The sequence below is a fragment of the Pseudonocardia zijingensis genome (assembly GCF_042657305.1).
In the GTDB taxonomy this organism is placed as follows: domain Bacteria; phylum Actinomycetota; class Actinomycetes; order Mycobacteriales; family Pseudonocardiaceae; genus Pseudonocardia; species Pseudonocardia zijingensis.
In genome coordinates this window covers 71,415-95,623 of record NZ_JBHSKO010000023.1, presented here as the reverse complement: position 1 = coordinate 95,623, position 24,209 = coordinate 71,415, and the positions used below count along the sequence as shown (strand labels likewise).

The 24,209-nt window shown below is 74.5% G+C and carries 21 protein-coding genes and 1 pseudogene; 10 read left to right on the top strand and 12 right to left on the bottom strand.

The genetic code is table 11. From position 1 onward, the window contains the following. Positions 1 to 558, top strand: coding sequence for a class I SAM-dependent methyltransferase (locus ACFPL3_RS32520; RefSeq protein WP_379590005.1), 558 nt, complete (start codon positions 1 to 3; stop codon positions 556 to 558). On the opposite strand, the gene ACFPL3_RS32515 is transcribed toward ACFPL3_RS32520, so the two are convergent. The 5 genes from ACFPL3_RS32515 to ACFPL3_RS32495 form a co-directional block, all read right to left on the bottom strand. Further along, positions 524 to 1,885 carry an MFS transporter gene (locus ACFPL3_RS32515; protein WP_425564162.1) on the bottom strand — a complete coding sequence of 454 codons (1,362 nt, stop codon included), beginning with the start codon at positions 1,883 to 1,885 and terminating at the stop codon, positions 524 to 526. The two genes, ACFPL3_RS32520 and ACFPL3_RS32515, sit on opposite strands and share 35 nt — an antisense overlap. After that, positions 1,882 to 2,994, bottom strand: coding sequence for a Gfo/Idh/MocA family protein (locus ACFPL3_RS32510; protein WP_343939599.1), 1,113 nt, complete (start codon positions 2,992 to 2,994; stop codon positions 1,882 to 1,884). Before ACFPL3_RS32510 ends, ACFPL3_RS32515 begins: the two co-directional genes overlap by 4 nt. Then, positions 2,991 to 3,731 (bottom strand): sugar phosphate isomerase/epimerase family protein, encoded by a 741-nt coding sequence (locus tag ACFPL3_RS32505; protein ID WP_343939597.1) that lies wholly within the window; start codon positions 3,729 to 3,731, stop codon positions 2,991 to 2,993. Before ACFPL3_RS32505 ends, ACFPL3_RS32510 begins: the two co-directional genes overlap by 4 nt. 56 nt (positions 3,732 to 3,787) lie before the next feature. Beyond that, positions 3,788 to 6,826 carry a YibE/F family protein gene (locus ACFPL3_RS32500; RefSeq protein WP_379590002.1) on the bottom strand — a complete coding sequence of 1,013 codons (3,039 nt, stop codon included), beginning with the start codon at positions 6,824 to 6,826 and terminating at the stop codon, positions 3,788 to 3,790. A gap of 114 nt (positions 6,827 to 6,940) precedes the next feature. Next, positions 6,941 to 7,483 (bottom strand): gluconokinase, encoded by a 543-nt coding sequence (locus tag ACFPL3_RS32495; RefSeq protein ID WP_343939595.1) that lies wholly within the window; start codon positions 7,481 to 7,483, stop codon positions 6,941 to 6,943. Positions 7,484 to 7,546: 63 nt separating this feature from the next. Here ACFPL3_RS32495 and ACFPL3_RS32490 point away from each other — a divergent pair, with 63 nt between their 5' ends. Genes ACFPL3_RS32490 through ACFPL3_RS32475 form a run of 4 tightly spaced genes read left to right on the top strand, consistent with a single transcriptional unit; the run spans position 7,547 to position 12,605 of the window. Continuing rightward, positions 7,547 to 8,581, top strand: a complete 1,035-nt coding sequence (locus ACFPL3_RS32490) for an Rv2578c family radical SAM protein (RefSeq protein WP_343939593.1) — start codon at positions 7,547 to 7,549, stop codon at positions 8,579 to 8,581. Between the two features lie 47 nt (positions 8,582 to 8,628). After that, positions 8,629 to 10,440: an aspartate--tRNA ligase gene (aspS, locus tag ACFPL3_RS32485; protein ID WP_343939591.1), complete on the top strand. Its 1,812-nt coding sequence runs from the start codon at positions 8,629 to 8,631 to the stop codon at positions 10,438 to 10,440. A gap of 25 nt (positions 10,441 to 10,465) precedes the next feature. Continuing rightward, positions 10,466 to 11,401, top strand: a complete 936-nt coding sequence (locus tag ACFPL3_RS32480; protein ID WP_343939589.1) for a DUF389 domain-containing protein — start codon at positions 10,466 to 10,468, stop codon at positions 11,399 to 11,401. 10 nt (positions 11,402 to 11,411) lie between these two features. Continuing rightward, on the top strand, positions 11,412 to 12,605 hold the full coding sequence (locus ACFPL3_RS32475; protein ID WP_343939587.1) for a hypothetical protein: 1,194 nt from the start codon (positions 11,412 to 11,414) through the stop codon (positions 12,603 to 12,605). A 57-nt stretch (positions 12,606 to 12,662) separates the two neighbouring features. Here the strand turns inward: ACFPL3_RS32475 and ACFPL3_RS32470 are convergent, their stop codons facing one another. From ACFPL3_RS32470 to ACFPL3_RS32455, 4 genes are all read right to left on the bottom strand, one after another. After that, positions 12,663 to 12,890, bottom strand: a complete 228-nt coding sequence (locus ACFPL3_RS32470; RefSeq protein WP_343939585.1) for a hypothetical protein — start codon at positions 12,888 to 12,890, stop codon at positions 12,663 to 12,665. A gap of 73 nt (positions 12,891 to 12,963) precedes the next feature. After that, entirely contained in the window at positions 12,964 to 14,130 is a 1,167-nt protein-coding gene (locus ACFPL3_RS32465; protein ID WP_343939583.1) for an aminotransferase class I/II-fold pyridoxal phosphate-dependent enzyme, read from the bottom strand. Further along, positions 14,127 to 14,618, bottom strand: a complete 492-nt coding sequence (locus ACFPL3_RS32460) for an Lrp/AsnC family transcriptional regulator (RefSeq protein WP_343939581.1) — start codon at positions 14,616 to 14,618, stop codon at positions 14,127 to 14,129. Before ACFPL3_RS32460 ends, ACFPL3_RS32465 begins: the two co-directional genes overlap by 4 nt. 9 nt (positions 14,619 to 14,627) lie before the next feature. Next, entirely contained in the window at positions 14,628 to 15,923 is a 1,296-nt protein-coding gene (locus ACFPL3_RS32455; protein WP_343939579.1) for an aminotransferase-like domain-containing protein, read from the bottom strand. A 64-nt stretch (positions 15,924 to 15,987) separates the two neighbouring features. Here ACFPL3_RS32455 and ACFPL3_RS32450 point away from each other — a divergent pair, with 64 nt between their 5' ends. After that, complete coding sequence (locus ACFPL3_RS32450) at positions 15,988 to 16,590, top strand: AAA family ATPase (protein WP_343939577.1); 603 nt, start codon at positions 15,988 to 15,990, stop codon at positions 16,588 to 16,590. A gap of 132 nt (positions 16,591 to 16,722) precedes the next feature. Here ACFPL3_RS32450 and ACFPL3_RS32445 read toward each other — a convergent pair. Further along, positions 16,723 to 17,064 (bottom strand): annotated as a pseudogene (locus ACFPL3_RS32445) (Uma2 family endonuclease); the annotation flags it as partial. Between the two features lie 169 nt (positions 17,065 to 17,233). Beyond that, on the bottom strand, positions 17,234 to 18,292 hold the full coding sequence (locus ACFPL3_RS32440) for an amidohydrolase family protein (RefSeq protein ID WP_343939575.1): 1,059 nt from the start codon (positions 18,290 to 18,292) through the stop codon (positions 17,234 to 17,236). A 134-nt stretch (positions 18,293 to 18,426) separates the two neighbouring features. Between ACFPL3_RS32440 and ACFPL3_RS32435 the strand changes: the two genes are divergently transcribed. After that, positions 18,427 to 19,794, top strand: coding sequence for a replication-associated recombination protein A (locus ACFPL3_RS32435; RefSeq protein WP_379589996.1), 1,368 nt, complete (start codon positions 18,427 to 18,429; stop codon positions 19,792 to 19,794). A 25-nt stretch (positions 19,795 to 19,819) separates the two neighbouring features. Here ACFPL3_RS32435 and ACFPL3_RS32430 read toward each other — a convergent pair whose 3' ends face one another. Continuing rightward, positions 19,820 to 20,440, bottom strand: a complete 621-nt coding sequence (locus ACFPL3_RS32430) for a TIGR03086 family metal-binding protein (RefSeq protein WP_343939571.1) — start codon at positions 20,438 to 20,440, stop codon at positions 19,820 to 19,822. Positions 20,441 to 20,491: 51 nt separating this feature from the next. Here ACFPL3_RS32430 and ACFPL3_RS32425 point away from each other — a divergent pair, with 51 nt between their 5' ends. The 3 genes from ACFPL3_RS32425 (at position 20,492) to ACFPL3_RS32415 (ending at position 24,197) form a co-directional block, all read left to right on the top strand. Beyond that, positions 20,492 to 20,920, top strand: a complete 429-nt coding sequence (locus tag ACFPL3_RS32425; RefSeq protein WP_343939569.1) for a MarR family winged helix-turn-helix transcriptional regulator — start codon at positions 20,492 to 20,494, stop codon at positions 20,918 to 20,920. 185 nt (positions 20,921 to 21,105) lie between these two features. Next, on the top strand, positions 21,106 to 23,271 hold the full coding sequence (locus ACFPL3_RS32420; RefSeq protein WP_343939567.1) for an alpha-galactosidase: 2,166 nt from the start codon (positions 21,106 to 21,108) through the stop codon (positions 23,269 to 23,271). Next, positions 23,268 to 24,197: a carbohydrate ABC transporter permease gene (locus ACFPL3_RS32415; protein WP_343939566.1), complete on the top strand. Its 930-nt coding sequence runs from the start codon at positions 23,268 to 23,270 to the stop codon at positions 24,195 to 24,197. The genes ACFPL3_RS32420 and ACFPL3_RS32415 overlap by 4 nt, the downstream gene beginning before the upstream one ends. Positions 24,198 to 24,209 lie beyond the last annotated feature (12 nt).

Here is a 24,209-nt window from a genome sequence, read left to right as displayed (position 1 = left end):
GTGGCCGACGCCGATCGTGAGCGCTGGGACGCGCGGCACGCCGTGGCGGGCGCCGGCGAGCCCGCGCCGCCGGACGCGCTGCGGGGGCGCACCGAGCTGCTCCCGGCGGGCGGGCGCGCGCTGGACGTGGCGTGCGGGCGGGGCACGGTGGCCGTCTGGCTGGCGGCCCGCGGGTTCACCGTGGACGCGCTGGACGTCTCCCCGGTGGCGCTGGAGGCCGGGCGGGCGCTGGCCCGCCGGGAAGGCGTGGACGTCCACTGGCGGCTCCACGACCTCGACGCCGGCCTGCCGGCCGGGGGCGGACCGTACGACGTGGTGGTCTGCCAGCGCTTCCGCGACCCGCGGTGGTACCCGCAGCTGGCGGATCGCCTCGCCCCGGGCGGGCTGCTGGTCGTGACCGTGCTGTCCGAGGTGGGGGAGGGGCCGGGGCCGTTCCGCGCGCCCGCGGGGGAGCTGCGGGCGGCGTTCGGCCACCTCGAGGTGCTCCACCACGTCGAACGCGACGGCGAGGCGAGCCTGGTGGTCAGGAAGCCGGCTTCGCCCGCAGCCCGTCGGTGAAGTCGGCGTCCTTGGTCTCGCCCAGCGGCAGCAGGCTGACGAAGCAGATCACCGCGATCACCACGACGTACGCCGACACCGCCGCGCTCGACCCGGTGCGGGCGAACAGGTCGGTGGCCACCAGCGGGCTGATGCCGCCGCCGACGATGCCGCTCGCGCTGTAGGCGAACGAGGCGCCGGAGTAGCGGTAGCGCACCCGGAACAGCTCGGGCAGGAACGCGCCCATCGGGCCGTAGAGCATAGCGAAGCAGAGCAACCCGCCGGTCATGCCGAGCGCGATGAGCACCGGGCTGCCGCTGTCGATCAGCCAGAAGAGCGGGAACGCCCACACCGCTGCGCACACCGCGGAGGCGAGGCACAGCTTCTTGCGGCCGACGCGGTCGGAGCGCACCGCGAACCACAGCGTGGCCGCCCCCATCACCGCGACGGCCACCATCGCCGCTCCCAGCATCGTGGTGCGGTCGAGGCCCAGGGTGCCCGTGCCGTACGACAGCGCGAACGTCGTGACCGTGTAGAACAGCGTGTGCGACAGGATGAACGACAGCGTCGCGAGCACCAGCACCAGCGGCTGGCTGCGCAGCAGGTCGACGAAGGGCACCCGGGCGCGTTCCTGGCGGTCCATCGCGGCCTGGAACACCGGGGTCTCGGCGATCCGCATCCGGATGTAGTAGCCCACCACCAGCAGCACGGCCGAGGCGAGGAACGGGATGCGCCAGCCGACGCTGCGGAACGTCTCGTCCGACATCGTGGCGGCGAGCAGCAGGAAGAGCGCATTGCCGAGCAGGAACCCCACCGCGGGCCCGAGCTGCGGGAACGCCGAGTAGAGCCCGCGCCGCCCGGGCGGGGCGTACTCGGTGGCGAGCAGCACCGCCCCGCCCCACTCGCCGCCTAGGCCGATGCCCTGCAGGAACCGGGCCGTCACCAGCAGGATCGGGGCGAGCACCCCGATGGTGTCGTAGGAGGGCACCAGCCCGACCGCCACGGTGGCCCCGCCCATCGTCACCAGCGAGACGATGAGCATCCGCTTGCGCCCGATCCGGTCGCCGAAGTGACCGAACAGGATGGCGCCCAGCGGCCGGGCGACGAACCCCACGGCGAACGTGCCGAGGGACAGGAGCGTGCCGGCCAGCGGGGAGAACGACGGGAAGAACACCGCGCCGAACACGAGCGCCGCGGCCGTGCCGTAGATGTAGAAGTCGTAGAACTCGATCGCCGTGCCGATGAAGCTCGCCACCGCGATCCGCGTGCCCGAAGGCGCTGTGTTGCCCGAAGGCGCTGTGTTGCCCGAAGGCGCTGTGTTGCCCGAAGGCGCCGTGCCCTGCGTCATCCGACCAGGGTGGCGGAGGTCGGGTCCCAGTCCTGCGGGAGGGCCGCGGTCAGCTCCACCGGGCTCGTGACGTCCACGGGGGCACCCCGCTCGGCGGCCTCGATCGTGGAGATCATCACGTCGAGGACGTGGGCGCCGAGCAGGCCCGACGCGCGTTCCGGCCGTCCGGCGCGCACCGCGCGGGCGAGCTCCAGCACGCCCGTGCCGCGCGTGGCGGGCGCGGGGGCGGCGGGCGTGGTGACCGGCTCGCCGTCGAGCCCGTGCACCACGACGTCGCCGCTGAACGTGTTGGGGTCGGGCACGACGAGGGTGCCCGTGGTGCCGGTGATCTCGATCGTGCGGCGCTTCACCGCGGAGTCGAAGCTGAAGAGGCTCTGCGCGCTCGCGCCGCCCGCGAACCGGTAGATCGCGGCCACGTGGGTGGGCACGGTGACGTCGAACTGCTGCCCGGCGCGCGGCCCGGAGCCGATCGTGCGCTTCGCCCGCGCGCGGGACGTGACCGCGGAGACCTGCGTGATCGGGCCGAGCAGCTGCACGAGCGCGGTGATGTAGTACGGCCCGAGGTCGAACAGCGGCCCGGCGCCGTCCTGGAAGAGGAAGTCGGGGTTGGGGTGCCAGGACTCCGGGCCGGGCGTCTGGAACAGCGTGAGGGCCGTGAGCGGGGTGCCGATCACGCCCGACTCGAGCATGCGGCGCGCCGTCTGGATGCCGGGGCCGAGGAACGTGTCCGGTGCGGTGGCCACGCGCAGCCCCCTCGCACCGGCCGTGTCGAGCAGCGTGCGCGTGCTCTCGCGGTCCAGCCCGATCGGCTTCTCGTTCCACACGTGCTTGCCCGCGGCGAGCGCCTGCAGCGCCACGTCGACGTGGGCCTGCGGCACCGTGAGGTTGACGACGAGCTCGATCGCGTCGTCGGCCAGGACGTCGGCGACCGGGCCGCCGCGCGGCACGCCGAAGGCGGCCGCCTGCGCGCGGGCCCGCTCCGGGTCGAGGTCGCCGACCGCGCGGACGTCGAGGTCGGGCAGGGCCGTGAGGTTGCGCAGGTACTCGGTGCTGATCACGCCGGCGCCGATGACGCCGACCCGCACCGGCCCCGAGCCGTTCGCGCTCATGCCAGGCCCTCGGCGCGCAGCCACGCGCAGCTGTCGGCCACGGCCTGGAAGCGGTCGCCGCGCGTGTCGTCGAGCTCCACGACCCGCAGCGCCTGCGGGGCCGCGGCGAGGATCTCCCGCACGGGGAGGCCGCCCTGCCCGACCGCCACCTGGTCGATCGGGTCGGGCGTGGCCGGCCCGTCCTTGACGTGCACGGCCGTGACCCGGTCCCCGAGCCGCTTCAGCAGGGCCACCGGGTCCTGCCCGCCGACGGCGGCCCAGTAGGTGTCGACCTCCAGCACCACCTCGTCGCCGAGGTGCTCGGCGAGCAGCTCCAAGGCCGGTGTGCCGTCGTGGAGGATCTCCAGCTCCTGGGCGTGGTTGTGGTAGCCGATCCGCACCCCGTGCCGGGCGGCGACGGCCGCCGCGGCGTTGAGGTCGTCGGCCACCGCGGCCACCCCGTCCGCGGTCTCGAAGCGCTCCCGGTCGATCCGCGGGTCGAACACGGTGGCCACGCCGAGCTCGGCGGCGGTGGCGAAGATCTCGTCCTCCGCTCCCGTGCCGACGACGTGCTGGTGGGCCGTCGGCGCGGTCAGCCCGCTCGCCGCGAGCGCGGGACCGAGCTGCGCCGCGTAGTCGGTGAGCCGGAAGGGCTCGACGTGGGCGAGTCCCAGCGCGGCGAGCCGGTCGAGGGTGCCGGGCAGGTCCTCGGCCAGCAGCTCGCGCACGGTGTAGAGCTGAACGGAAAGGGGAGTCACGGGTCGAGGATCACTGCTGGACGACGTTCGGGCAAGCGTTGTCCGCGTGGTGCGGTTCACGCGGAGGCCGGCCGCACCGCCTCCCGGGAGGCGACGGCGGCCGCGAGCGCGGTGGTGATCGGCACCGATGCGACCAGCCCGATGCTGCCCACGAGGGTGCGCACGATCTCGGTGGCCACCTCCTGTGACGTGACGACGTCGCCGAACCCACGCCCGGACAACGAGAACAGCAGCAGGAGCGGCAACGCGGCACCGGCGTAGGCCAGCACGAGGGTGTTGACGGCGGACGCGACGTGGTCGCGCCCGATCCGCATCGCCGACGTGAACAGGCTCCGGGCCCCGAGCTCCGGGTTGGCGTACCGCAGCTCCCAGACCGCGCTCGTCTGGGTGACGGTGACGTCGTCGAGCACCCCGAGCGCGCCGATCACCACCCCCGCGAGCAGGAGCCCGCGGGCGTCGACGCCGGTACCGAGCGTGGCGATGAGGTTGGTCGTCTGGTCGTCGAGGCCGGTGAGGTCCGCGGCGGCGGAGAACCCTGCGCCGAGCGCCCCGATGAGCGCGAGCGACAGCAGCGTGCCGAGCACGGCGGTGGACGTGCGCGCGGACGGCCCGTGCGTCAGGTACAGCACCGCGAACATGATCAGGCAGGCCCCGACCACCGCGACGGACAGCGGGTCGCGCCCCGCGAGGATCGCGGGCACCACGAAGAACAGCAGCACCACGAAGCTGAGCCCGAGCGCCGCGAGCGCGGCGAGGCCGCGCCACCGCCCCAGCACGAGCACCGCCGCGGCGAACAGGCCGGCGAGCCAGGCCAGCGGCACGTCGCGCTGGAAGTCCACGACCTGGTAGGAGCCCGGTTCGTCCGGGTCGGCGCCCGACCACGCCAGCACGACCTGGTCGCCCACGACGAACTCCGGGGTGCTCGGCTCGATCGGCACCATCTGCACGAGGTCGCGGTCTGCCCGCGGTCCATCGGCCATGTGGACGACCAGCGCGACGCAGCCGCCGGAGCCGTCGCCGCCCGAGCAGTCTGCGATGCGGGTGGCCGTGACCTGCGCGTGCACCAGGTCCTGGCCGATCGGTTGCGCCGTGGCCGGCGGGCCACCGGTGGGCCAGAGCAGGGCCAGCCCGGCGAGCGTGGCGAGCGCACACGGCACCAGCAGGGCCGCGATGAGGATGCGCACCCGCCGCCCCGCGGGCCGGGCGGGGCCGTGCCCGTGGCCGTGCCCGTGGGCGTCCTGCCCGGCCTGCGCACCCGGTAGCAGCCGCCCGGCCCACCCGGGCAGCGCGGGCAGCGGCACCCCGAGCACCCGCTTGCGTTCCGGCTGTGCCGGTTCCGGCGCCGGCTCGTCGGCGGGGGCCTGCCGCTTCAGCGAGTTGGCGTGCCGGCTCAGGAGCTCGGGGGTGAGGGCGGGCGTCTCGGCCGTGGTCTCCACGAACAGCTCCGCCGGCGCACCCGGCGGGTCGCCCGGCCTGCGGTCCGGCAGCGCCGGCAGTACCGGGCCCGCGGGGGGTCCCGGCCGTCCCCGCCCGGGAGGTGCGGCGCCGCGCTCCCCACCCGGGACGCGGTCGTCCTCGCGGGGGACGTCGGGCCGGTACCCCTCGTCCGCGGGGTCGCCGGACGGGTCGGCCCGGCGGAAGGCGGTCCGGCCGGGGGGAACGGGTTCCGCCTCGGCGGCGTACGGGTCGTCGTCGCGGGGGATGCGGGGCCCGTCCCGGTACGGGGCAGTCGCGTACCCCTCGTCGGCGCGGTCGCCGGCGTTCCGGTGCGGGGGTGCGGGCCGCTGCTCGGTGGGGTGGGGATCGGCCGCGAAGAGCTCCTCGCCGTACACGTCGTCGTCGCGGGGCCGGTCGCGGTGCGGGTGCCCCTCGGCGGCGTGGTCCGCCTGGTCGGCGGAGGTGGCCCGGCGGGGCGTGGATCGGCCCGGGGACGCCGACTGCGGTGCGCCGTACGGGTCGCCGTCATGGGCGACGGCGGACCGGTCGCGGAACGGATCCGCTGGGTACGCCTCGACCGGGTCTTCGCCGGTGGGACCGGCGCTCCGGTCGGGGGTGCCCCGGCGGGAGGCGGGCCGTCCCGGCCGCTCGAGGGCGTAGGGGTCGACGTCGCCCGGGTCGGCGGGCTGGTCGCGGTAGGGATCGTCCGCGTACGCCTCGTACCGGCCGGCCCCGCGGGAAGTGGACCGGCCCGGCGGTTCGCCGGAGTACGCGCCATCGGCGCGGGAATCGCCGGGCTGGTCGCGGCCGGGGGCGGCCGCGTACCGCTCGGCGGCGCGGTCGTCCGGGGTTCGGCCCGGGGGTGGCGGCTGCTGGTCGGCGGCGTGGGGATCGGGCGAGAACAGCGCAGCGCCATGGGGCTCGTCGCGGGGCCGGTCGCGGTCCGCCTGGCCGTAGCTCTCGGCGGCGTGGCTGTCGGGGGCGGTCCGGCGGAACGCGGACCGGCCCGGGGGCGCCGGCTGCGGTTCGGCGGCGAAGGGTTCGGCGGGGTGCGGATCGGCTGCGTACGACCCGTCCGCCTGGTCGCCGGACGGGGCGGCGTACCGGTCCGGGACGGCCCGGCGGGCGGTGGACCGGCCCGGCGGAGCGGGCTGGGGATCGGCCGGGAGTGGCCCGGCGTACGGGTCGGCGTCCTGGATCCGGCTCCCGGGTGGTGGGGCGGCGTCGCGACGCACGCGGGTGAGGCCCCGATCGTGATCGTCCCCGCCCCCGGGCCGGTCGTCCCCGCGCCGGTCGTCCCAGAGCTGCTCGTCCCCGAGCCGGTCGCTCCGGGGCTGCTCGCCGGTCCACGGTGCGTCATCCCAGGTCGGGTCGTTCCACGCTGCGTCGTCCGGGGCTGCGTCGTTCCGGGCCGCCCCGTTCCATGCAGGGTCGTCCCAGGCGGCCCCGCCACCGCTGGACCCTCCGCGCGCGGTGTACCGGTCGCCGCCGCGCGCGTGCCGGGGGCGGTCGGGCGGCCGCTGCCCGGGCCGGTGGACGGCGGGGAACCCGACCTCCGGGGTGCGCGGGGCGGCGTCGGGACGGTCGGTGCGGTGCCGACCCGGTGGGCGTCGGCCCCGCACCGCCCCGGTGGGCTCGTCCGGTTCGTCAGCAGGCACGGGTCACAGTCTTGCAACGCAAGCGGGCGGTTCGCCCGATCCGTCCTGTCGCCGGTGGGCGTCGCGCGGCCACCGGCCCGTCGGCTGCGGGTGAGCGGTCGTGGGGTGCGATCGTCAGCGCCCTCCGCCGCTCGGCGCATCGGCGCTGGTCCGGTCGCCGTCCGCGAGGTGGGCGAGCACGTCGTCGGCGATGTCGGCGGGGGAGCGGTCGGTGTCGACACCGAAGCCGGGCTCGTCCGGGTCGAGCGGTTCGAGCGTGGCGAGCTGGCTGCCGAGGAGGGCGGGGGGCATGTAGTGCCCGCGGCGGTTGTCGACGCGGGCCTGCAGCAGGGACCGGGAGGCGAGCAGGTGCACGTACCGCACCGAGGTGTGCCCGTCGCGCAGGAGGTCGCGGTAGCTGCGCTTGAGCGCGGAGCAGGTGACCACGGCGTCGCGGCCCGCGGCCTCCTGCTCGCCGATCCAGGCGGCGATGCGGCGCAGCCACGGCCAGCGGTCGTCGTCGTCGAGGGGCGTGCCGGCCGCCATCTTGGCGCGGTTGGCCTCCGGGTGCAGGTCGTCGCCCTCGACGAAAGCCCAGCCGGTGCGCGCCACGATCTCGGCGGCCACCGAACTCTTGCCGACGCCGGACACCCCCATCACCACCAACGTGCGAGTCATGGGGGCAGCTTCGCGCATCGCGACCGGCTTGCGCACGGAGTCGAACAGGTGTTCGATGGTGGCATGGCTGCGGAATTCCGGTGGAGCGGGCAGCAGGTGCTCGACGAGGGCCTCGGGGCCGCGCCGGTCCTGCCGGGCATGCGCGGGCTGCTCAGGTCGGTGCGCGTGCCGGAGTTCGCGGGCACGGTGTTCCACGAGGTGGAGGCCAAGTCGGCGCTGAACCGGGTGCCGGGTGCCTCGCGGATGCCGTTCACGTGGACGGTCAACCCGTACCGGGGGTGCACGCACGCGTGCACCTACTGCTTCGCCCGCAACACGCACACCTACCTCGACTTCGACGCGGGCGCCGATTTCGACCACCAGATCGTCGTCAAGGTCAACGTGGCGCGGGTGCTCGAGCGCGAGCTGCGGTCGCCGCGCTGGGCGGGGGAGCCGGTGGCGATGGGCACCAACACCGACCCCTACCAGCGCGCGGAGGGCCGCTACCGGCTGATGCCGGGGATCATCGGGGCGCTGGCGCGCTCGGGCACGCCCTTCTCCGTGCTCACCAAGGGCACGGTGCTCGCCCGCGACCTCCCTCAGCTGGCCGCGGCGGCCGCCGACGTGCCGGTCTCGCTGGGCGTGTCGATCGCGCTGCTCGACCGGTCGCTGCAGTCCCGGCTCGAGCCGGGCACCCCGTCCCCGGCGGCGCGGCTGGAGCTCGTGCGCCGCATCGCCGACGCCGGCCTCGACTGCGGGGTGATGGTGGCGCCGGTGCTGCCGCTGCTCACCGACTCGGCCGAGGCGCTCGACGCGCTGCTCGCCGAGATCGCGGCGGCGGGGGCGAGCGGGGTGAGCGTCCTCGCGCTGCACCTGCGCCCCGGCACGCGCGAGTGGTTCCTGGCCTGGCTCGCCCGGGAGCACCCGGGCCTGGTCGAGCCCTACGCCCGGCTCTACCGCCGGGGTGCGTACGTGCACGCGGAGTACCGGCGGGCGCTGGCCGAGCGCGTCCGCCCGCTGCTGCGCAGCCACGGCCTCGACCGCGGCGTGGGCATGCCCCGCACACCCACGGTCGAGGGGGCGCGCACCCCTCCGGCCGAACAGCTCGCGCTCCTGTAGCGGGGTGCGGGAAACCCGCTGGCCTGTTCCGGATAGCCTTCTCGGTCGTGATGCGCAGCCACCCCGCCGGCACTCTGCGTGCCGACCACGCCGGACAGTCCGTGACACTCGCCGGGTGGGTGGCGCGCCGCCGCGATCACGGCGGCGTGATCTTCATCGACCTGCGCGACGCGTCGGGATCGGCGCAGGTGGTGTTCCGCGAGGGCGAGATGGCCGAGCGCGCCCACCGGCTGCGCGCGGAGTTCTGCGTGCAGGTCACCGGTGAGGTCGTGCGCCGCCCGGAGGGCAACGAGAACCCCGACCTGGCCACGGGCGCGATCGAGGTCACGGCCACGGAGCTCACCGTGCTGTCGGAGTCGGCGCCGCTGCCGTTCCCGCTGGACGAGCACAGCGGCGACACCGGCGAGGAGATCCGCCTGAAGCACCGCTACCTGGACCTGCGCCGCAGCGGCCCCGCCGCCGCGCTGCGGCTGCGCAGCGAGGCCAACCGGATCGCGCGCACGGTGCTGCACGAGCGCGACTTCGTCGAGGTCGAGACGCCCACGCTCACCCGCTCCACCCCCGAGGGGGCGCGTGACTTCCTGGTGCCCGCGCGCCTGCGTCCCGGCTCCTGGTACGCGCTGCCGCAGAGCCCGCAGCTGTTCAAGCAGCTGCTGATGGTGGCGGGCACCGAGCGCTACTACCAGATCGCCCGCTGCTACCGCGACGAGGACTTCCGCGCCGACCGCCAGCCCGAGTTCACGCAGCTCGACATCGAGATGAGCTTCGTCGAGCAGGACGACGTGATCGAGCTGGGTGAGTCGATCGTCGCGGCCCTGTGGAAGGAGCTCGCGGGCTACGAGGTGCCGCTCCCGATCCCGCGGCTCACCTACGCCGAGGCGATGGCCCGCTACGGCTCGGACAAGCCCGACCTGCGCTTCGGCGTGGAGCTCACCGAGCTCACCGACTACTTCGCCGACACCTCGTTCCGCGTGTTCCAGGCGCCCTACGTCGGTGCGGTCGTCATGCCGGGTGGGGCGTCGCAGCCGCGCAAGCAGCTCGACGCGTGGCAGGAGTGGGCCAAGCAGCGCGGGGCCCGCGGCCTGGCGTACGTGCTGGTCGACGACGACGGCACCGTGAGCGAGCGCGGCCCGGTGGTGAAGAACCTGTCCGAGGCCGAGCGCGAGGGGCTGCCGAAGGCCGTGGGCGCCGCCCCGGGCGACGCGATCTTCTTCGCCGCCGGTCACCCGTCGGACGCGCGGGACCTGCTCGGCGCCGCCCGTGGCGAGATCGCCCGCCGGTGCGGCCTGGTCGACGAGAGCGCGTGGTCGTTCGTGTGGGTCGTCGACGCGCCGATGTTCGAGCGGGTGCGCGACGACAAGGGCAACGAGATCGGCTGGACCGCGGTGCACCACCCGTTCACCTCGCCGAACCCGGAGTGGCTCGACCGGTTCGAGGAGGCGCCGGACAAGGCACTGGCCTACGCCTACGACATCGTCTGCAACGGCAACGAGATCGGTGGCGGGTCCATCCGTATCCACCGCTCGGACGTGCAGCAGCGGGTGTTCGCGCTGCTCGGGATGGACGAGGCGGAGCAGCGGGAGAAGTTCGGGTTCCTGCTCGACGCGTTCGCCTACGGCCCGCCGCCGCACGGCGGGATCGCGTTCGGCTGGGACCGCACCTGCATGCTGCTGGCGGGCGGCGAGTCGATCCGCGACGTGATCGCCTTCCCGAAGACCGGCGGCGGCTACGACCCGCTCACCGCGGCGCCCGCGCCGATCACGCCCGAGCAGCGCAAGGAGGCGGGTGTCGACGCGGTGCCGCCGCCCGCTGCCGCGGCCGCGTCCCCGGCCGCGGACGAGCCGCCCACGAAGCTGTGAGCGGTGCAGCCGCGGGGGTGGTCCCGTGCTGCACATGAGGGTGATCGTGCCGCCGGACCGGTCGGAGGCGGTGCGTGACCTGCTGGTGGCCGAACCGGGCGCCACGCACGTCACGATGCTGCCCGGGGTCGCTGTGCAGCCGTCCGGTGACCTGGTGGAGGCCGACGTCGCGCGCGAGGTGGCCGATGACCTGCTCGGCAGGCTGGGCGCGCTGGGTGTCGACCGGGCGGGTGGCGTCACGCTCGAGGTGATCGACACCAGCCTGTCCGACGCGGGCGACGCCGCGGAGGAGGCGGCGCCCGGCGACCCGCAGGACGCCGTCATCTGGGACGAGGTCGTGGCCCGCACGGGCGAGGAGTCCCGGCTCTCCGTGACCTACCAGATGTTCCTGACCATCGCCTGCCTGCTCGCCGCGATCGGCGCGATCACGAACTCGCCGGTCACCGTCGTGGGCGCGATGGTGCTGGGGCCGGAGTTCGGGCCGCTCGCGGCCGTCGCCGTGGGTCTCGTCCTGCGCCGGGGCGACCTGGTGCGGCGCGGGGCGGTCGCGCTGGCCGTGGGTTTCCCGCTCGCCATGACCATCACGGCGTTGGCCTCGCTGCTGCTCGACGCGGTCGGCCTGCTGTCCACCGCCGACCTGGCCGACCTCGACCAGGTCGGGTTCATCTACGAGGTGGGCCCGTTCTCGTTGATCGTCGCGCTGCTCGCCGGTGCGGCCGGCATGTTGTCGCTGACCTCCGCGAAGTCGGCCACCCTGGTCGGGGTGTTCATCTCGGTCACCACCGTGCCGGCCGCGGCGTTCGCCTCCGTGGCGCTGGTGGAAGGTCGCTACGTGCAGGCGATGCAGTCCGGGGTCCAGCTCGCCGTCAACCTCTTCGGTATCGTCGTCGCGGCCGCCGCCGTGCTCCTGCTCGCCAGAAGCAGATCGCGGCAGGGCAGACGGAAGCTGTCTGCGGGGTAGGGTCGACACGATGGTTCGCGACCTGGGCAGCTTCCCCAGGCCGGTGCTCACTGCGCTGGCTGCTGCCGAGCGACTGCTCACCCGCCGGTCCGGCGCCGGTGTGGTGCTCGCGGATCCCGAGGACCTCGGGGGCAGCGAGCGGTCGGTGGTGGCGCGCGCCCGCCTGGCGCGCAACCCGTTCTCGCTGCCGCGCACGATCGTGGTGAAGCACTACCTCGGCGAGCCCGAGCCGGACCGGCCCGACCCCTTCCACTACGAGGTGGCCAGCTGCCAGCTGTTCACCGCGCTCCCCGCCGACGCGCGCCCGAGTCCCGTGCTCATCGCCCACGACCAGCAGGCCCGCCTGCTGGTGCTGGAGGACCTGGGCCGCAGCTCCACGCTCGCCGACAAGCTCTTCGGGCCGGATCCGGCCGCCGCGCGCAGCAACATGCTCAGCTGGGCGCGGGCGCTCGGCCGGATGCAGGCCGCCACCGCGGGGCGGGAGGGCGACTTCGGCGCGCTGCTGCGGCGGCTGGGTGAGCGCGCCTGGCGCGACCCGGTGGCCGAGGACGCGCGCGTCGCCCTGGCCAAGGGGCCTGCGTTGCTCGCGCGGGAGCTCGGCGTCGACGCCTCGTCCGCGGCTGTGCTGGAGGCCCACGAGACGGCCCGGCTGCTCGGTGGCACCCGCTACCGCGCGTTCAGCCCGTCCGACACCTGCCCCGACAACAACCTCGTCACCAGCCGGGGCGTCCGGTTCGTCGACTTCGAGTGGGGCTGCTTCCGCGACGTCGCGCTGGACGCGGCCTACTTCCGCGTGCCGTTCCCGGGCTGCGAGGCGAGCTTCGCCCTGCCCGCCGGCCTGGCCGACACGATGCTCGAGGCGTGGCGCAACGAGATCGCCCCGGTCTGGCCCGACCTGGACGAACCCGTCGTGCTCGAGCGCAGGCTGCTGCACGCGCAGCTGCTGTGGGTGTGGCTCACCACGTGGTGGCTCCTGCCGCGGATCCGGGAGCGCGACCGCCCGATCGGCCCGGACGCCACCCGCTCCCCGCGCATCAGCAGCGCGCTGGGCCACTACTGGCGTGAGATGGCCCGGTCCGCGGAGGAAGGCGGGCTGCCCGCCACCGCCGAGCTCGGCGTCGCGGTGGCAGGGGCGCTCGCGAAGCGGTTCCCGGACGCGCCGGGCACCCTGCCGCTCTACCCGGCCTTCCGCTCCGTGGCCTGAGGACGGATCAGCCCGCGGGCGGCGCTGCCCCACGGGGCGGTCGATCGAGCAGGGTGATCAGGCGGCGGGCCGCATGGGCAGTGGGGCCACGGGTGCGGTGGGCGAGGCCACGGTGAGCAGCGACTCGATCCGCCACAGCTGGGCCCGGGTGCAGGTGGGGCAGATCCAGGTGATCGAACCGTCGAGCTCGTGCTGGCTGCTCCAGGCGAGTCCGGCGGCATCGGCCGGAGTGCGCTCGAGCGCGCACAGCGGGCAGGCGGTGCTGTCTTGTGCGGCGTTGTCCATGTCGCCGAGGCTCCCGGGCCAGAGTTGCAGACCGGTGAAGCCGTGGTGACGGTTACGCTCCGTGGACGTCCGACTACTGGGGTCCCTGCTGTCTGCGGACGAACCGGTCGATGCGCACGAGGGCCTCTTCCAGCAGCGGCAGGGCCGTGGCGTAGGAGCAGCGCACGTGGCCCTCGCCGGACGGCCCGAAGACGTTGCCGGGCACCACGGCCACGTGCTCCTCGTGCAGCAGCCGCTCGGCGAACGTCTCCGAGTCCAGCCCCGTGGAGCGGATCGACGGGAACGCGTAGAACGCGCCGCCGGGCTCCGGGCAGTCGAGGCCGGTCTCGCGCAGGCCCTTGACGAACACGCGCCTGCGCCGGTCGTAGTCGGCGACCATGGCGTCGACCTCGTCGTCGGGCGCCGAGAGCGCCTCCACCGCCGCGAGCTGGGAGATGTGCGGCGCGCACAGCATCGTGTACTGGTGCACCCGCACGGCCAGCTCGGCCACCGGGGCCGGAGCGCAGATCCAGCCCACGCGCCACCCCGTCATCGCCTGTGCCTTGGAGAACCCGCCCAGCACCACGGTGCGCTCGCGGGCACCGGGGAGCGCGCCGAGGCAGGTGTGCGCGCCCACGTGGGTGAGCCGGGCGTAGATCTCGTCGGACACGAGGTAGAGGTCGTGCTCCTCGGCGAGCGCGACGAGGGCCTCCAGGGCCTCCCGCGGCTGCACGGCCCCGGTCGGGTTGGCGGGCGAGCCGATGAGCACCGCCTTCGTGCGCGGCGTGATCGCCGCCGCGACGAGATCCGCGTCGACGGCGAAGCCGTCCTCGGGCCGGGTCGGCACCCGCACCGGGGTGCCGCCCGCGAACGCGACGCACGGCTCGTATGCCACGTAGCAGGGCTCCGGGACGATCACCTCGTCGCCCGGGTCGAGCAGCACGCGCAGCGCGAGGTCCAGGCCCTCCGACACCCCGGTGGTGATCAGGCACTCGGTGCCCGGGTCGTACGCGGCGCCGTAGCGCGCCGCGAGGTCGGCGCAGATCAGCTCGCGCAGCCGGGGCAGCCCGGCGTTGGACGTGTAGGTGGTGTAGCCCTGCTCGAGCGCGTAGATGCCCGCCTCGCGCACCCGCCACGGCGTCACGAAGTCGGGCTCGCCGACACCGAGCGAGATCACGTCGTCCATCTCGGCGGCGATGTCGAAGAACCGCCGGATGCCCGACGGCGGGCAGGCGGCGATCACGCTGTTGAGCGGTTTCACGGGGTCACCGGCAGCCGGTGGTCGGCCTCCTGCGGGGTGAATGCGTCACCGTCGCGCTTGTAGGTCTTCAGGACGAAGTGGGTGGCGGTCGACTGCACCCGGTCGATCGTCGAGAGCTTCTGGGAGACGAAGTCGGACACCGCGCGGATCGTGCGGGCGTTCACCGTGCAGCGCAGGTCGTGGCTGCCGGACACGAGGTACACGCTGCGCACCTCGTCGAACCGCGCGATCCGGGCCGCGACGTCGTCGAACCCGACCCCCCGGGCGGGGGCGAGCGAGACGTCGATGAACGCGGTGACGTTCTCGCTGGTCGGGTCCTCGTCGACGAGGTCCCAGTCGACCACGGCCTTGTAGCGGCGGATCGCCCCGGACGCCTCCCAGCCGGCGATCGCCTCGCTGACCTCGGCGACCGGCAGCCCGGTCATCGTGGCGATCGTGTCGTGGGACAGCTGGGCGTCGCGCTCCAGCAGTTCGAGGATCTCGCGCACGCCGGAACCCTACGACGCTGCGGCGCGCCGGGCCGCGCCGAGCCGAGCCACGGCCGTGTGCAGCCGGGCGGGATCGTTCGAGGCGAAGCAGAGCCGTGCGGCCGCGGAGAGGTCCTGCCCGACGGCGAACGCCGTGCCCGGCACGTAGCCGACGCCGTGGTCCAGCGCGCCCGGCAGCAGGTCGGCGGGGCGGGTGCCGTCGGTGAACTCCAGCCAGCAGAACATGCCGCCGGTGGGGACGGAGCAGGTGACGGTGTCGCCGAACTCCGCCGACACGGCGCCGGTGAGCGCGCTGGCGCGCTCGCGCAGGGCTGCGCGGAGCCCGTCGAGGTGCCCGGCGAACCAGGCCTCGTCGGTGAGCAGGTCGGCCGTGACGAGCTGGGTGAGGCTGGACGAGCACAGGTCCGTGCACTGCTTGAGCCGCTCCACGGCGGCGCACAGAGCGGCCGGCCCGGTGAGCCAGCCGACCCGCAGCGCGGGGGCGAGCACCTTCGACGCGCTGCCCAGCCGCACGACCCGATCGCCGTGGGCGGCCACCGGCACCGGAGGCGGGCCGTCGAAGGCCAGCAGCCCGTACGGGTCGTCCTCCACCACGAGGAAGCCGTAGCGCTCGGCGAGCTGCGCGAGCAGCGCCCTGCGCGGCGCGGTGAGCGTGGCCCCGCGCGGGTTGTGGAAGCTGGACACGGTGTGGACCAGACGGGGCCGCAGGCCGGCGGCGAGCCGCTCGGCGAGCACGTCGACGGCCATGCCGTCGGCGTCCACGGGCACCGGGTGCAGCGCCGCGCCCGCGGCCTGGAACACCTGCAGCGCACCGACGTAGACCGGGTCCTCGACCACCACGGCGTCGCCGGGGTCGAGCACCGCGCGCGCCAGGAGGTCGAGCGCCTGCTGGGACCCGCTGGTCACGACGACGTCGCCGGCGCCGACGGGGCGCCCGATCCGGCCCGACTCGTGCGCCGCCACGGCCTCACGCAGCCGGTGCAGGCCGGCGGTCTCGCCGTATTGCACGGCCGCCGGATCGGTCATCGCCTCGGCGAGCGCGGCGGCGATGCGCTCGCGGGGGAGCAGGTCGGTGCCGGGCAGGCCGCCCGCCAGGGAGATCACCTCGGGGCGGGCGGTGAGGGCGAGGAGGTCGCGGATGGCCGAGCCGCGCACGTCGCGCAGCCGTGCGGACAGGGTGAGGGTCATGCGGGTCGCCTTCGCGGTGCCGATGCAGGAGAGGTCCAGCGGAGATCCAGGAGAACGGTCGTCCTGGGTCGGCAGGGCGAGCGGAGCGGCGGGCCGGGTGGGACCCGCCCCGAGCATGCCGGACGGATCCTGGGATGCGGAACCCGATTCCCGGATGCTGAGAGCCCCTAGGGTCTGGCGGGTGTTGTTGTGGATCAACGGGCCGTTCGGTGGCGGGAAGACGCAGACCGCGTACGAGCTGCACCGCCGGATGCCGGGGAGCGTGGTGTGCGACCCGGAGGACGTCGGCTTCGGCCTGCACCGCATGACCCCGCGCCCGCTGCGCGGCGACTTCCAGGACCTCACGGCGTGGCGGATCGGGGTGCGGGAGGTGCTCGACCTGGTGCTCCGCAAGCACGACGGGCCGGTGATCGCGCCGATGACGCTCGTGCACCCCGGCTATTTCGACGAGGTGGTGGGGCGGCTGCGCGAGGACGGGCACGAGGTGCGCCACTTCGCACTGCTGGCCGAGCGGGCCACGGTGCTGGCACGGCTGCGCGAGCGCGGGTGGGGGCGCGGGGTGAAGCGGGACAGCTTCGCCGTGGCCAAGCTCGACGAGTGCCTCGACCGGCTCCGGGCGCCCGAGTTCACCGAGCACATCCGCACCGACCACCTGCCCGTGCCCGACGTCGCGACGCGCATCGCGGCGTCCGCCGGGCTGCCGATCGCGCCGAACCTCGACGGGCGGGTGCGGCGGCGGCTGCGCCGCTACGCGGTGAGCCTGCGGCACGTCCGCTTCGGCTGAGCGCTCCCGCTCGCGGCGGGTGAGGGCGGGGAGGTCGATCTGGACCCGGTGGCCCGCGACGTCGAGGTCGGCCTTGCCGGTGTGCCCGCCGGACAGCTCGTAGGTGCCGTCGGCCAGCACGTAGGCAAGCAGGCTGGTGGGTTCGTCGAGGTCGACGATCCAGTACTGCGGGATGCCGGCCTCGGCGTACTCGGAGAACTTCAGGACGCGGTCGATCCGCCGGGTACCGGTGGAAGGGATCTCCACGCCGAGGAGCACCTCGGCGGCCTCGTACCGAGGTGGGTCGGTCTCGAAGAGCGTTGTACGGGTGACGAGCACGTCTGGTGCCCGGATCGTGAGCGGGTCGAGTGCGATCAGCACCTCGACGACGGTGAGACCCGTGAGTTCCTGCGGCAACTGGTCGTCGAGCGCCGTCTCGAGACGCGTTGCTGCCTTCTGGCGTCGCGACAGGGGTCTGGCCGACATCACGAGCATCCCTTCGGCGACCTCGAGCTTGTTCGCCGAGTCCTCCGGCAGTGCCTCCCACTCCTCGAGCGTGATCGGGTGGTTGGGCCACGAGAGGGTCATCGCCGTCTCCTTCCGCTGACGGGCCGACCGTCCCACGGGAGCCCGACGGCCGTGGGGGAGGCGCGGCGGGACGCGGTCAGACGGTGAGGTGGAACAGGCGCGTGGCGATGCCCTCGAAGAACTCGCGCTTCGCCGCCGCGTCGAGAGGGAGCTCGTCCTGGTGGCGGACCTCGTCGGGCTCGTACTGGTACGGGTAGTCCATCGCGTAGAGCACGCGGTCGGGGCCCACCACCTCGCGCACGAACATGATCCCGCGCTGCCAGGCCATCCCGCTCGTCGTGTACCAGACGTTGCGGCGCAGGTAGTCGCTCGGCCGCAGCTGCAGCGCCTTCATCGCGGGGTAGCGGCCGGACGCGACCTGGGCGGCGTGGAAGTGGTCGATGCGCGGCAGCCAGAACGGCAGCGCCTCGCCGAGGTGGCCGACCACCAGCCGCAGCCGCGGGAACCGGTCGAACACCCCCGAGGTGACGATCCGCAGCAGGTGCATGCCGGTCTCCACGGCGAACCCGTAGATCGCACCGTCGAGGCCCGCCTCGTGCAGCGGCTCGACCATCCGGTCGTTCGGGGTGTTCGGGTGCAGGTAGACGGGCACGTCGAGCAGCTCCGCCGCCTCCAGCACGGGCCAGAACCGCTGGTCGTCGAGGTAGGTGCCCTGCACGTGCGAGTTGGCGATCACGCCGCACATCCCGAGCCTGCGCACGGCGCGGTCCAGCTCGGCCACCGCCGCGTCGGCGTTGCCGTCGAGGGCGTCCTGCCACGCCACCGTGGCGAGCGCCGTGAACCGGTCGGGGTGGTCGCGCACGGCCTGCGCGGCCATGTCGTTGGTGAGCGTGGCCATCGTGCGGGCGGTGGGGGCGTCGAGGACGTTCGTGCCGGGTGCCGTCAGCGCGAGGACCTGGTGGTCGATGCCGGCGGCGTCCATGTCGGCGATGCGCCCGGCCCCGAGGTCGGTCAGCCTGCGGACCACGGCGCGCGGCCGCTCCGCCGCGCTGCCGAGGTAGAAGCCCCAGAGGCTCTCGAACCCGCGGTCGCGCGGCACGTCGCCGTCGCCGTCGCGCAGCAGGCCGCGGTAGAGCTGCAGCAACTCCGGCGGGGCGAAGGCCTCTTCGGTCGCGATCCGCCGGTATCCCGTCATGCGCCCCCCCTCGACTGGCTCTCGCCGGTCTACGCGACGGCGGCGGGCGTTGACCACGGCTCTTCCCCGACACGGAAAGATCAAAAACGGGCCGCCCGGGAAGGTTGTCGGACGCGGGTGGCAGGCTGGACGGGATGAGTACGGAGGCCGACGGGCTGTTCGAGCTGGGCGAGCCGGAGGCGGCGCCGGCCGAGGACGCCGGGGCGCGCGCCACGGCGCCGCTCGCCGTCCGCATGCGCCCGCGCACGCTGGACGAGGTGGTCGGGCAGGGCCACCTGCTGCGCCCCGGCGCCCCCCTGCGGCGGCTCGTGGAGGGGGGAGCTGCGGCGTCGGTGCTGCTCTACGGCCCGCCCGGCACCGGCAAGACCACGATGGCGCGGCTGCTCGCGGGGGTCGGGAGCCGCCACTTCGTGGCGCTGTCGGCGCTCTCGTCGGGCGTCAAGGAGCTGCGCGCCGTCATCGACGACGCCCGCCGCAGGCGCGACCACCTGGGCCAGCAGACCGTCCTGTTCATCGACGAGGTGCACCGCTTCTCCAAGACCCAGCAGGACGCCCTGCTCGGCGCGGTCGAGGACCGGCTCGTGCTGCTCGTCGCGGCCACCACGGAGAACCCGTCGTTCTCGGTGGTGTCGCCGCTGCTGTCGCGGTCGCTGGTGCTGCAGCTGCAGTCGCTCACCGACGACGACGTCCGCGCGCTGCTGCGCCGCGCCGTCACCGATCCGCGCGGGCTCGGCGACAGCGTGTCGCTCGCACCCGACGCCGAGGACGCGCTGGTCCGGCTGGCGGGCGGCGACGCCCGGCGTGCGCTCACCGCGCTGGAGGCGGCTGCCGACGGCGTCACGGGCACCGGCGCACCCGACGCCGTGATCGACGTCGCGGCGGTGGAGCGCGCCGTCACCGAGGCCACGGTGCGCTACGACCGCCAGGGCGACCAGCACTACGACGTGATCAGCGCGTTCATCAAGTCGATCCGCGGCTCCGACCCCGATGCCGCCCTGCACTACCTCGCCCGCATGCTGGTGGCGGGGGAGGACCCGCGCTTCATCGCGCGCAGGCTGATGGTGCACGCCAGCGAGGACATCGGGCTCGCCGACCCCACCGCGCTGCAGGCCGCCGTGGCCGCGGCGCAGGTCGTGCAGCTGGTGGGGCTGCCGGAGTGCAGGCTCGCACTCGCGCAGGCCACCGTCCACCTCGCCACCGCGCCCAAGTCGAACGCCGTCATCACCGGCATCGACGAGGCCATGGCCGAGGTGCGCGCGGGCGCGGCGGGCGCGGTGCCCCCGCACCTGCGCGACGGCCACTACGCCGGCGCCCAGAAGCTCGGCAACGCGGTGGGCTACCGCTACCCCCACGGCGACCCCGACGGCGTGCTCGCCCAGCAGTACCCGCCCGACGGCCTCGTGGGCCGCGACTACTACCGCCCCACCACCCGCGGTGCCGAACGCGCGCTCGCCGAGCGGCTGCCCCGGCTGCGGCGCGTCGTGCGCGGGGAGCGCCCCTGACCGGCTGAACCGTCGTCCGGCCCGGCTACCCCACCAGGCTGCCTGCCGTCCACGCCGGGTCGCGGCCCAGCGACGTGAGGACGCAGGTCCAGGCATCCGCGTCCCGCGCGGCCGGGAGCGCGTGTGCGAAGGGGGCGCCCGCACGCTCGCGCGACGCGTCGTCCGGGATCTGCTCGCACATGGCGAGTGCCGCGCCGACCACCTCGGCGTCGAGCCGCGCCGCGTAGTCGTCCTGGACGCCCAGCGTGGCCGCGACGTCCCACCCGTGCACGAGCGTGTCGACGAGGTGCATCTGGACCACGACGTCCAGGGGCAGCTGCGCGCCGAACTCGGGCATCGGGACGGGGCCGGCGGCGCCCGCGGCGAACGCGGCCACCACGTCGTCGAGGCCCGCGCGGAGGGTGGCCGCCGGGGAGGGATCGAGCGGGCGGGGGGCAAATGCGCCGGGGTCGATCTCGGCACCCGTGCGCGTCGCGGTGACGGCGCGCGCGAACCCGTGGTCCTGGCCGGTCATGTGTTCGAGCAGGGCGCGCAGGTCCCAGCCGGCGCACGGGGTGGGGCGGTCGAGGTCGGGGAGGCCGATCGGGGCGAGGACGGGGCGGATGCCCTCCACGGACCGCCGGTGCAGTGCGAGAATCTTCTTCATGCGTAGATAATCTACCGCTGTTTATCATTGGTCAAGAGATATCGTCTCCGGGTGGGCGAGCAGCGGCACGACCTGGGCGCGGCCTTCGCCTGGCTCGCCCGCGCGATGATCAAGGCCGAGGAGCCGGTGTTGCGGGCGCACGACGTCGAGATGTGGGACTACGCCGTCCTCACCACGCTCGAGCGCGGCCCGGCCCCCACCCAGTCGGAGCTCGCCGCGGCCGTCGGGCGCGACAAGACGCGCCTCATCCCGATCCTCGACCGCCTCGAGGCCCGCGACCTGCTCCGCCGCACGCCGGACCCGGCCGACCGGCGCAACCGCGTCGTCGCCCTCACAGCGGCCGGCCGTGAGCTCGCGGCCTCCTGCCGGGAGGCGATCCGGGCCGTCGAGGCGGAGTTCCTCGCCGACCTCAGCCCCGGGGAGCGCGACACCTTCGTGGCGGTGCTCGACCGCCTCGCCGACGAGGTCCGGGAGGGCTAGGCGGGCCTCCCGGGGGGAGTTCAGGAAAGCCACATTCAGGGCCGGAGCGGCCCTCAATGTGGCTTTCCTGAACCTCCGGGGCCTCGCCCCCCGCCTCCGTCCGTCGGCGGGCCCCCCTCCGTTTGACGCCTCGATAGTTCTGCCGTAGAACTTACTCGCCCACGACGTCGTGAACGGAGCGTGCGATGAGCCAGCCCCCGGCAGACCCGGTCCACCTTCGGGCGGCCGGGGTGAGCGTGGTCCTCGGGACGGCCGGGGGCCGCCTGCCCGCGGTGCTGCACTGGGGAGCCGACCTCGGCGAGCTCACCCCCGCCGACCTCGTCGAGCTCGGGCAGGCCGCCGCGGCGGCCACCGTGCCCAACGACCTCGACCAGGTCACCCGCGCCGGGATCCTCGCCGAGCACGCCGCGGGCTGGAACGGCCGGCCGGGGCTCGCGGGCCAGCGCGCCGGGCAGGCGTGGTCGCCGCTGTTCACGCTCACCGACCTGGACGTCGAGCACTCGGCCGCGGGTGGCGGCCGGGTGCGCGCCACCGGCCACGACGCGGAGGCGGGCCTGCGGGTGCGTCTGGAGGTGGAGCTGCTCGCCTCCGGTGTGCTGCGCCAGCGCGCGACGGTGGAGGTGCCGGGCGACGCGCCCGCGGAGCCGTTCGTGGTGGACGGGCTCGGCGTGACCCTGCCGGTGCCGCCGGAGGCCACGGAACTGTTCGACATGGCCGGGCGCTGGGGGCGCGAGCGGGCGCCGCAGCGGGCGCCGTTCGTCGTGGGGGTCCACTCGCGGGAGAACCGCCGCGGCCGCACCGGCCCGGACGCCCCGCTGATCCTGGCCGCGGGCGCGGCGGGCTTCGGGTTCGCCGCGGGCGAGGTCTGGGCCGTCCACGTCGCGTGGAGCGGCAACCACGTGAGCTACGCCGAGCGCCTCTCCACCGGGGCGGCCGTGCTGGGCGGCGGGGAGCTGCTGCTGCCCGGCGAGGTGCGGCTGGCTGCGGGGGAGTCCTACACCGGCCCCTGGGTGTACGCCGCGCACAGCACCGCGGGCCTGGACGGCGTCGCGGCCCGGTTCCACACGATGCTGCGCGCCCGGCCCCACCACCCCGCCAACCCGCGTCCCGTCGTGATGAACACGTGGGAGGCCGTCTACTTCGACCACGACCTCGAGCGGCTCGTCGAGCTCGCGCGTGTGGCGGCCGACGTCGGCGCGGAGCGCTACGTGCTCGACGACGGCTGGTTCCGCCACCGCCGCGACGACACCGCGGGCCTGGGCGACTGGTACGTCGACGAGGGGGTCTGGCCCGAGGGGCTGCACCCGCTGGTGCGCGAGGTGCGCGAGCGCGGCATGGAGTTCGGGCTGTGGGTGGAGCCGGAGATGGTCAACCCCGACTCCGACCTCGCCCGCGCCCACCCCGACTGGATCCTGCGGACGGGCGGGCGGATGCCCATCCCGTCGCGGCACCAGCAGGTGCTCGACCTCGCCCACCCGGACGCGTACGCCTACATCCTGGAGCGGCTCGACGCGCTGCTCACCGAGTACCCGATCAACTACCTGAAGTGGGACCACAACCGCGACCTGGTGGATGCGGGGCACGGCCCGTCCGGGGTGCCCGGCGTGCACGCACAGACCGTGGCCGTCTACCGCCTCATCGACGAGCTGCGGGCGCGGCACCCGGGCGTGGAGATCGAGTCCTGCTCGTCGGGTGGTCTGCGGGTGGACCTGGAGATCCTGGAGCGCACCGACCGGGTCTGGGGCAGCGACATGACCGACCCCCTCGAACGTCAGCAGATCCAGCGGTGGACCACGCAGCTGCTGCCGCCCGAGCTGATCGGCGCGCACGTCGCGGCGCCGCGGTCGCACTCGACCGCGCGCACCCACGACCTGTCCTTCCGCGCGGGCACCGCGCTCTTCGGCTCGTTCGGCATCGAGTGGGACGTCACGACCACCGGTCCGGAGGAGCGCAAGGAGCTCGCCGCGTGGGTGCAGCTCTACAAGGACGTCCGCGGACTGATCCACACCGGCACGATGGTGCGGGCCGACCAGCACGACCCGTCGTTCGCGCTGCACGGGGCCGTGGCGCGGGACCGCTCCGACGCGCTCTACGCGCTCGTGCAGCTGGCCACGCCGCTGACGGCCGTGCCGGGGCGGCTGCGCCTGCCGGGCCTGGACCCGGACCGGCGCTACCGCGTCACCGTGCAGCCGCCGGGGGACCGCCCCGTGCTGCGGCAGCGGCAGGCGCCCGGCTGGCTCGCCCGCGGCGTGGAGCTGCCGGGACGGGTGCTCGCCGGGGCGGGGCTGCGCGCACCCGCGCTCAACCCGGAGCAGCTGCTGCTCCTGCGTGCGACCGAGGTGGAGCCGTGACCTCGGCCGTCGCGGCGCCCGTGGCGGAGGCGCCCGCGGCGGCTACGCGCACCCGGCGCAGCCGCCGCGACACCTGGGTGGCGCTCGGGTTCGTGGCGCCGACGATCTTCGGCTTCGTCGTGTTCTACCTGTGGCCGTCGCTGCGCGGCCTGGGCCTGAGCCTCACCGACTACACGTTCTTCTCCGAGACCTCGTTCGTCGGCCTCGCCAACTACCAGCGCCTGCTGGCCGACGAGACCTTCTGGAACGCCATGGCCGTGACGGTCTGGTACGTCGTGCTCAACATCGGCTTCCAGACCGTGCTGGCGGTGCTGCTCGCGGTGCTGCTGCACCGGCTCACGCGCTCGGTGGTGATCCGGGGCCTCGTGCTGATGCCCTACCTGGTGGCCAACGTCGTGGTGGCGCTGCTGTGGTTCTGGATGCTCGACGCGCAGATCGGGATCGTGAACCAGGTGCTGTCCTGGGTCGGGCTCGGCCCGATCTCGTTCTTCGGCAGCGAGGCCTGGGCGATCCCGACGATCGCGTTCGTGAACACCTGGCGCCACCTCGGCTACACCGCGCTGCTGATCTTCGCGGGCCTCGTGATGATCCCGCGGATGCTCTACGAGGCCGGGCGCGTGGACGGCGCGAGCGAGTGGCAGATGTTCTGGCGGATCACGCTGCCGCTGCTGCGGCCCGTGCTCGCGCTGGTGCTGGTGATCACCGTGGTGGGCTCGTTCCAGGTGTTCGACACGGTCGCGGTGACCACGATGGGCGGGCCCGCCGACGCCTCGCGGGTGATCCAGTACTACATCTTCGACCTCGCCTTCGAGCGCCTGGACTACGGCTACGCCTCGGCCGTGTCGGTGGTGCTGCTCGTGATCCTGTCCGTGATCGCCTTCGTGCAGCTGCGGCTGATGCGGGCGAACGAGTCGGACCTCTCCTGAGGACTGAGGAGC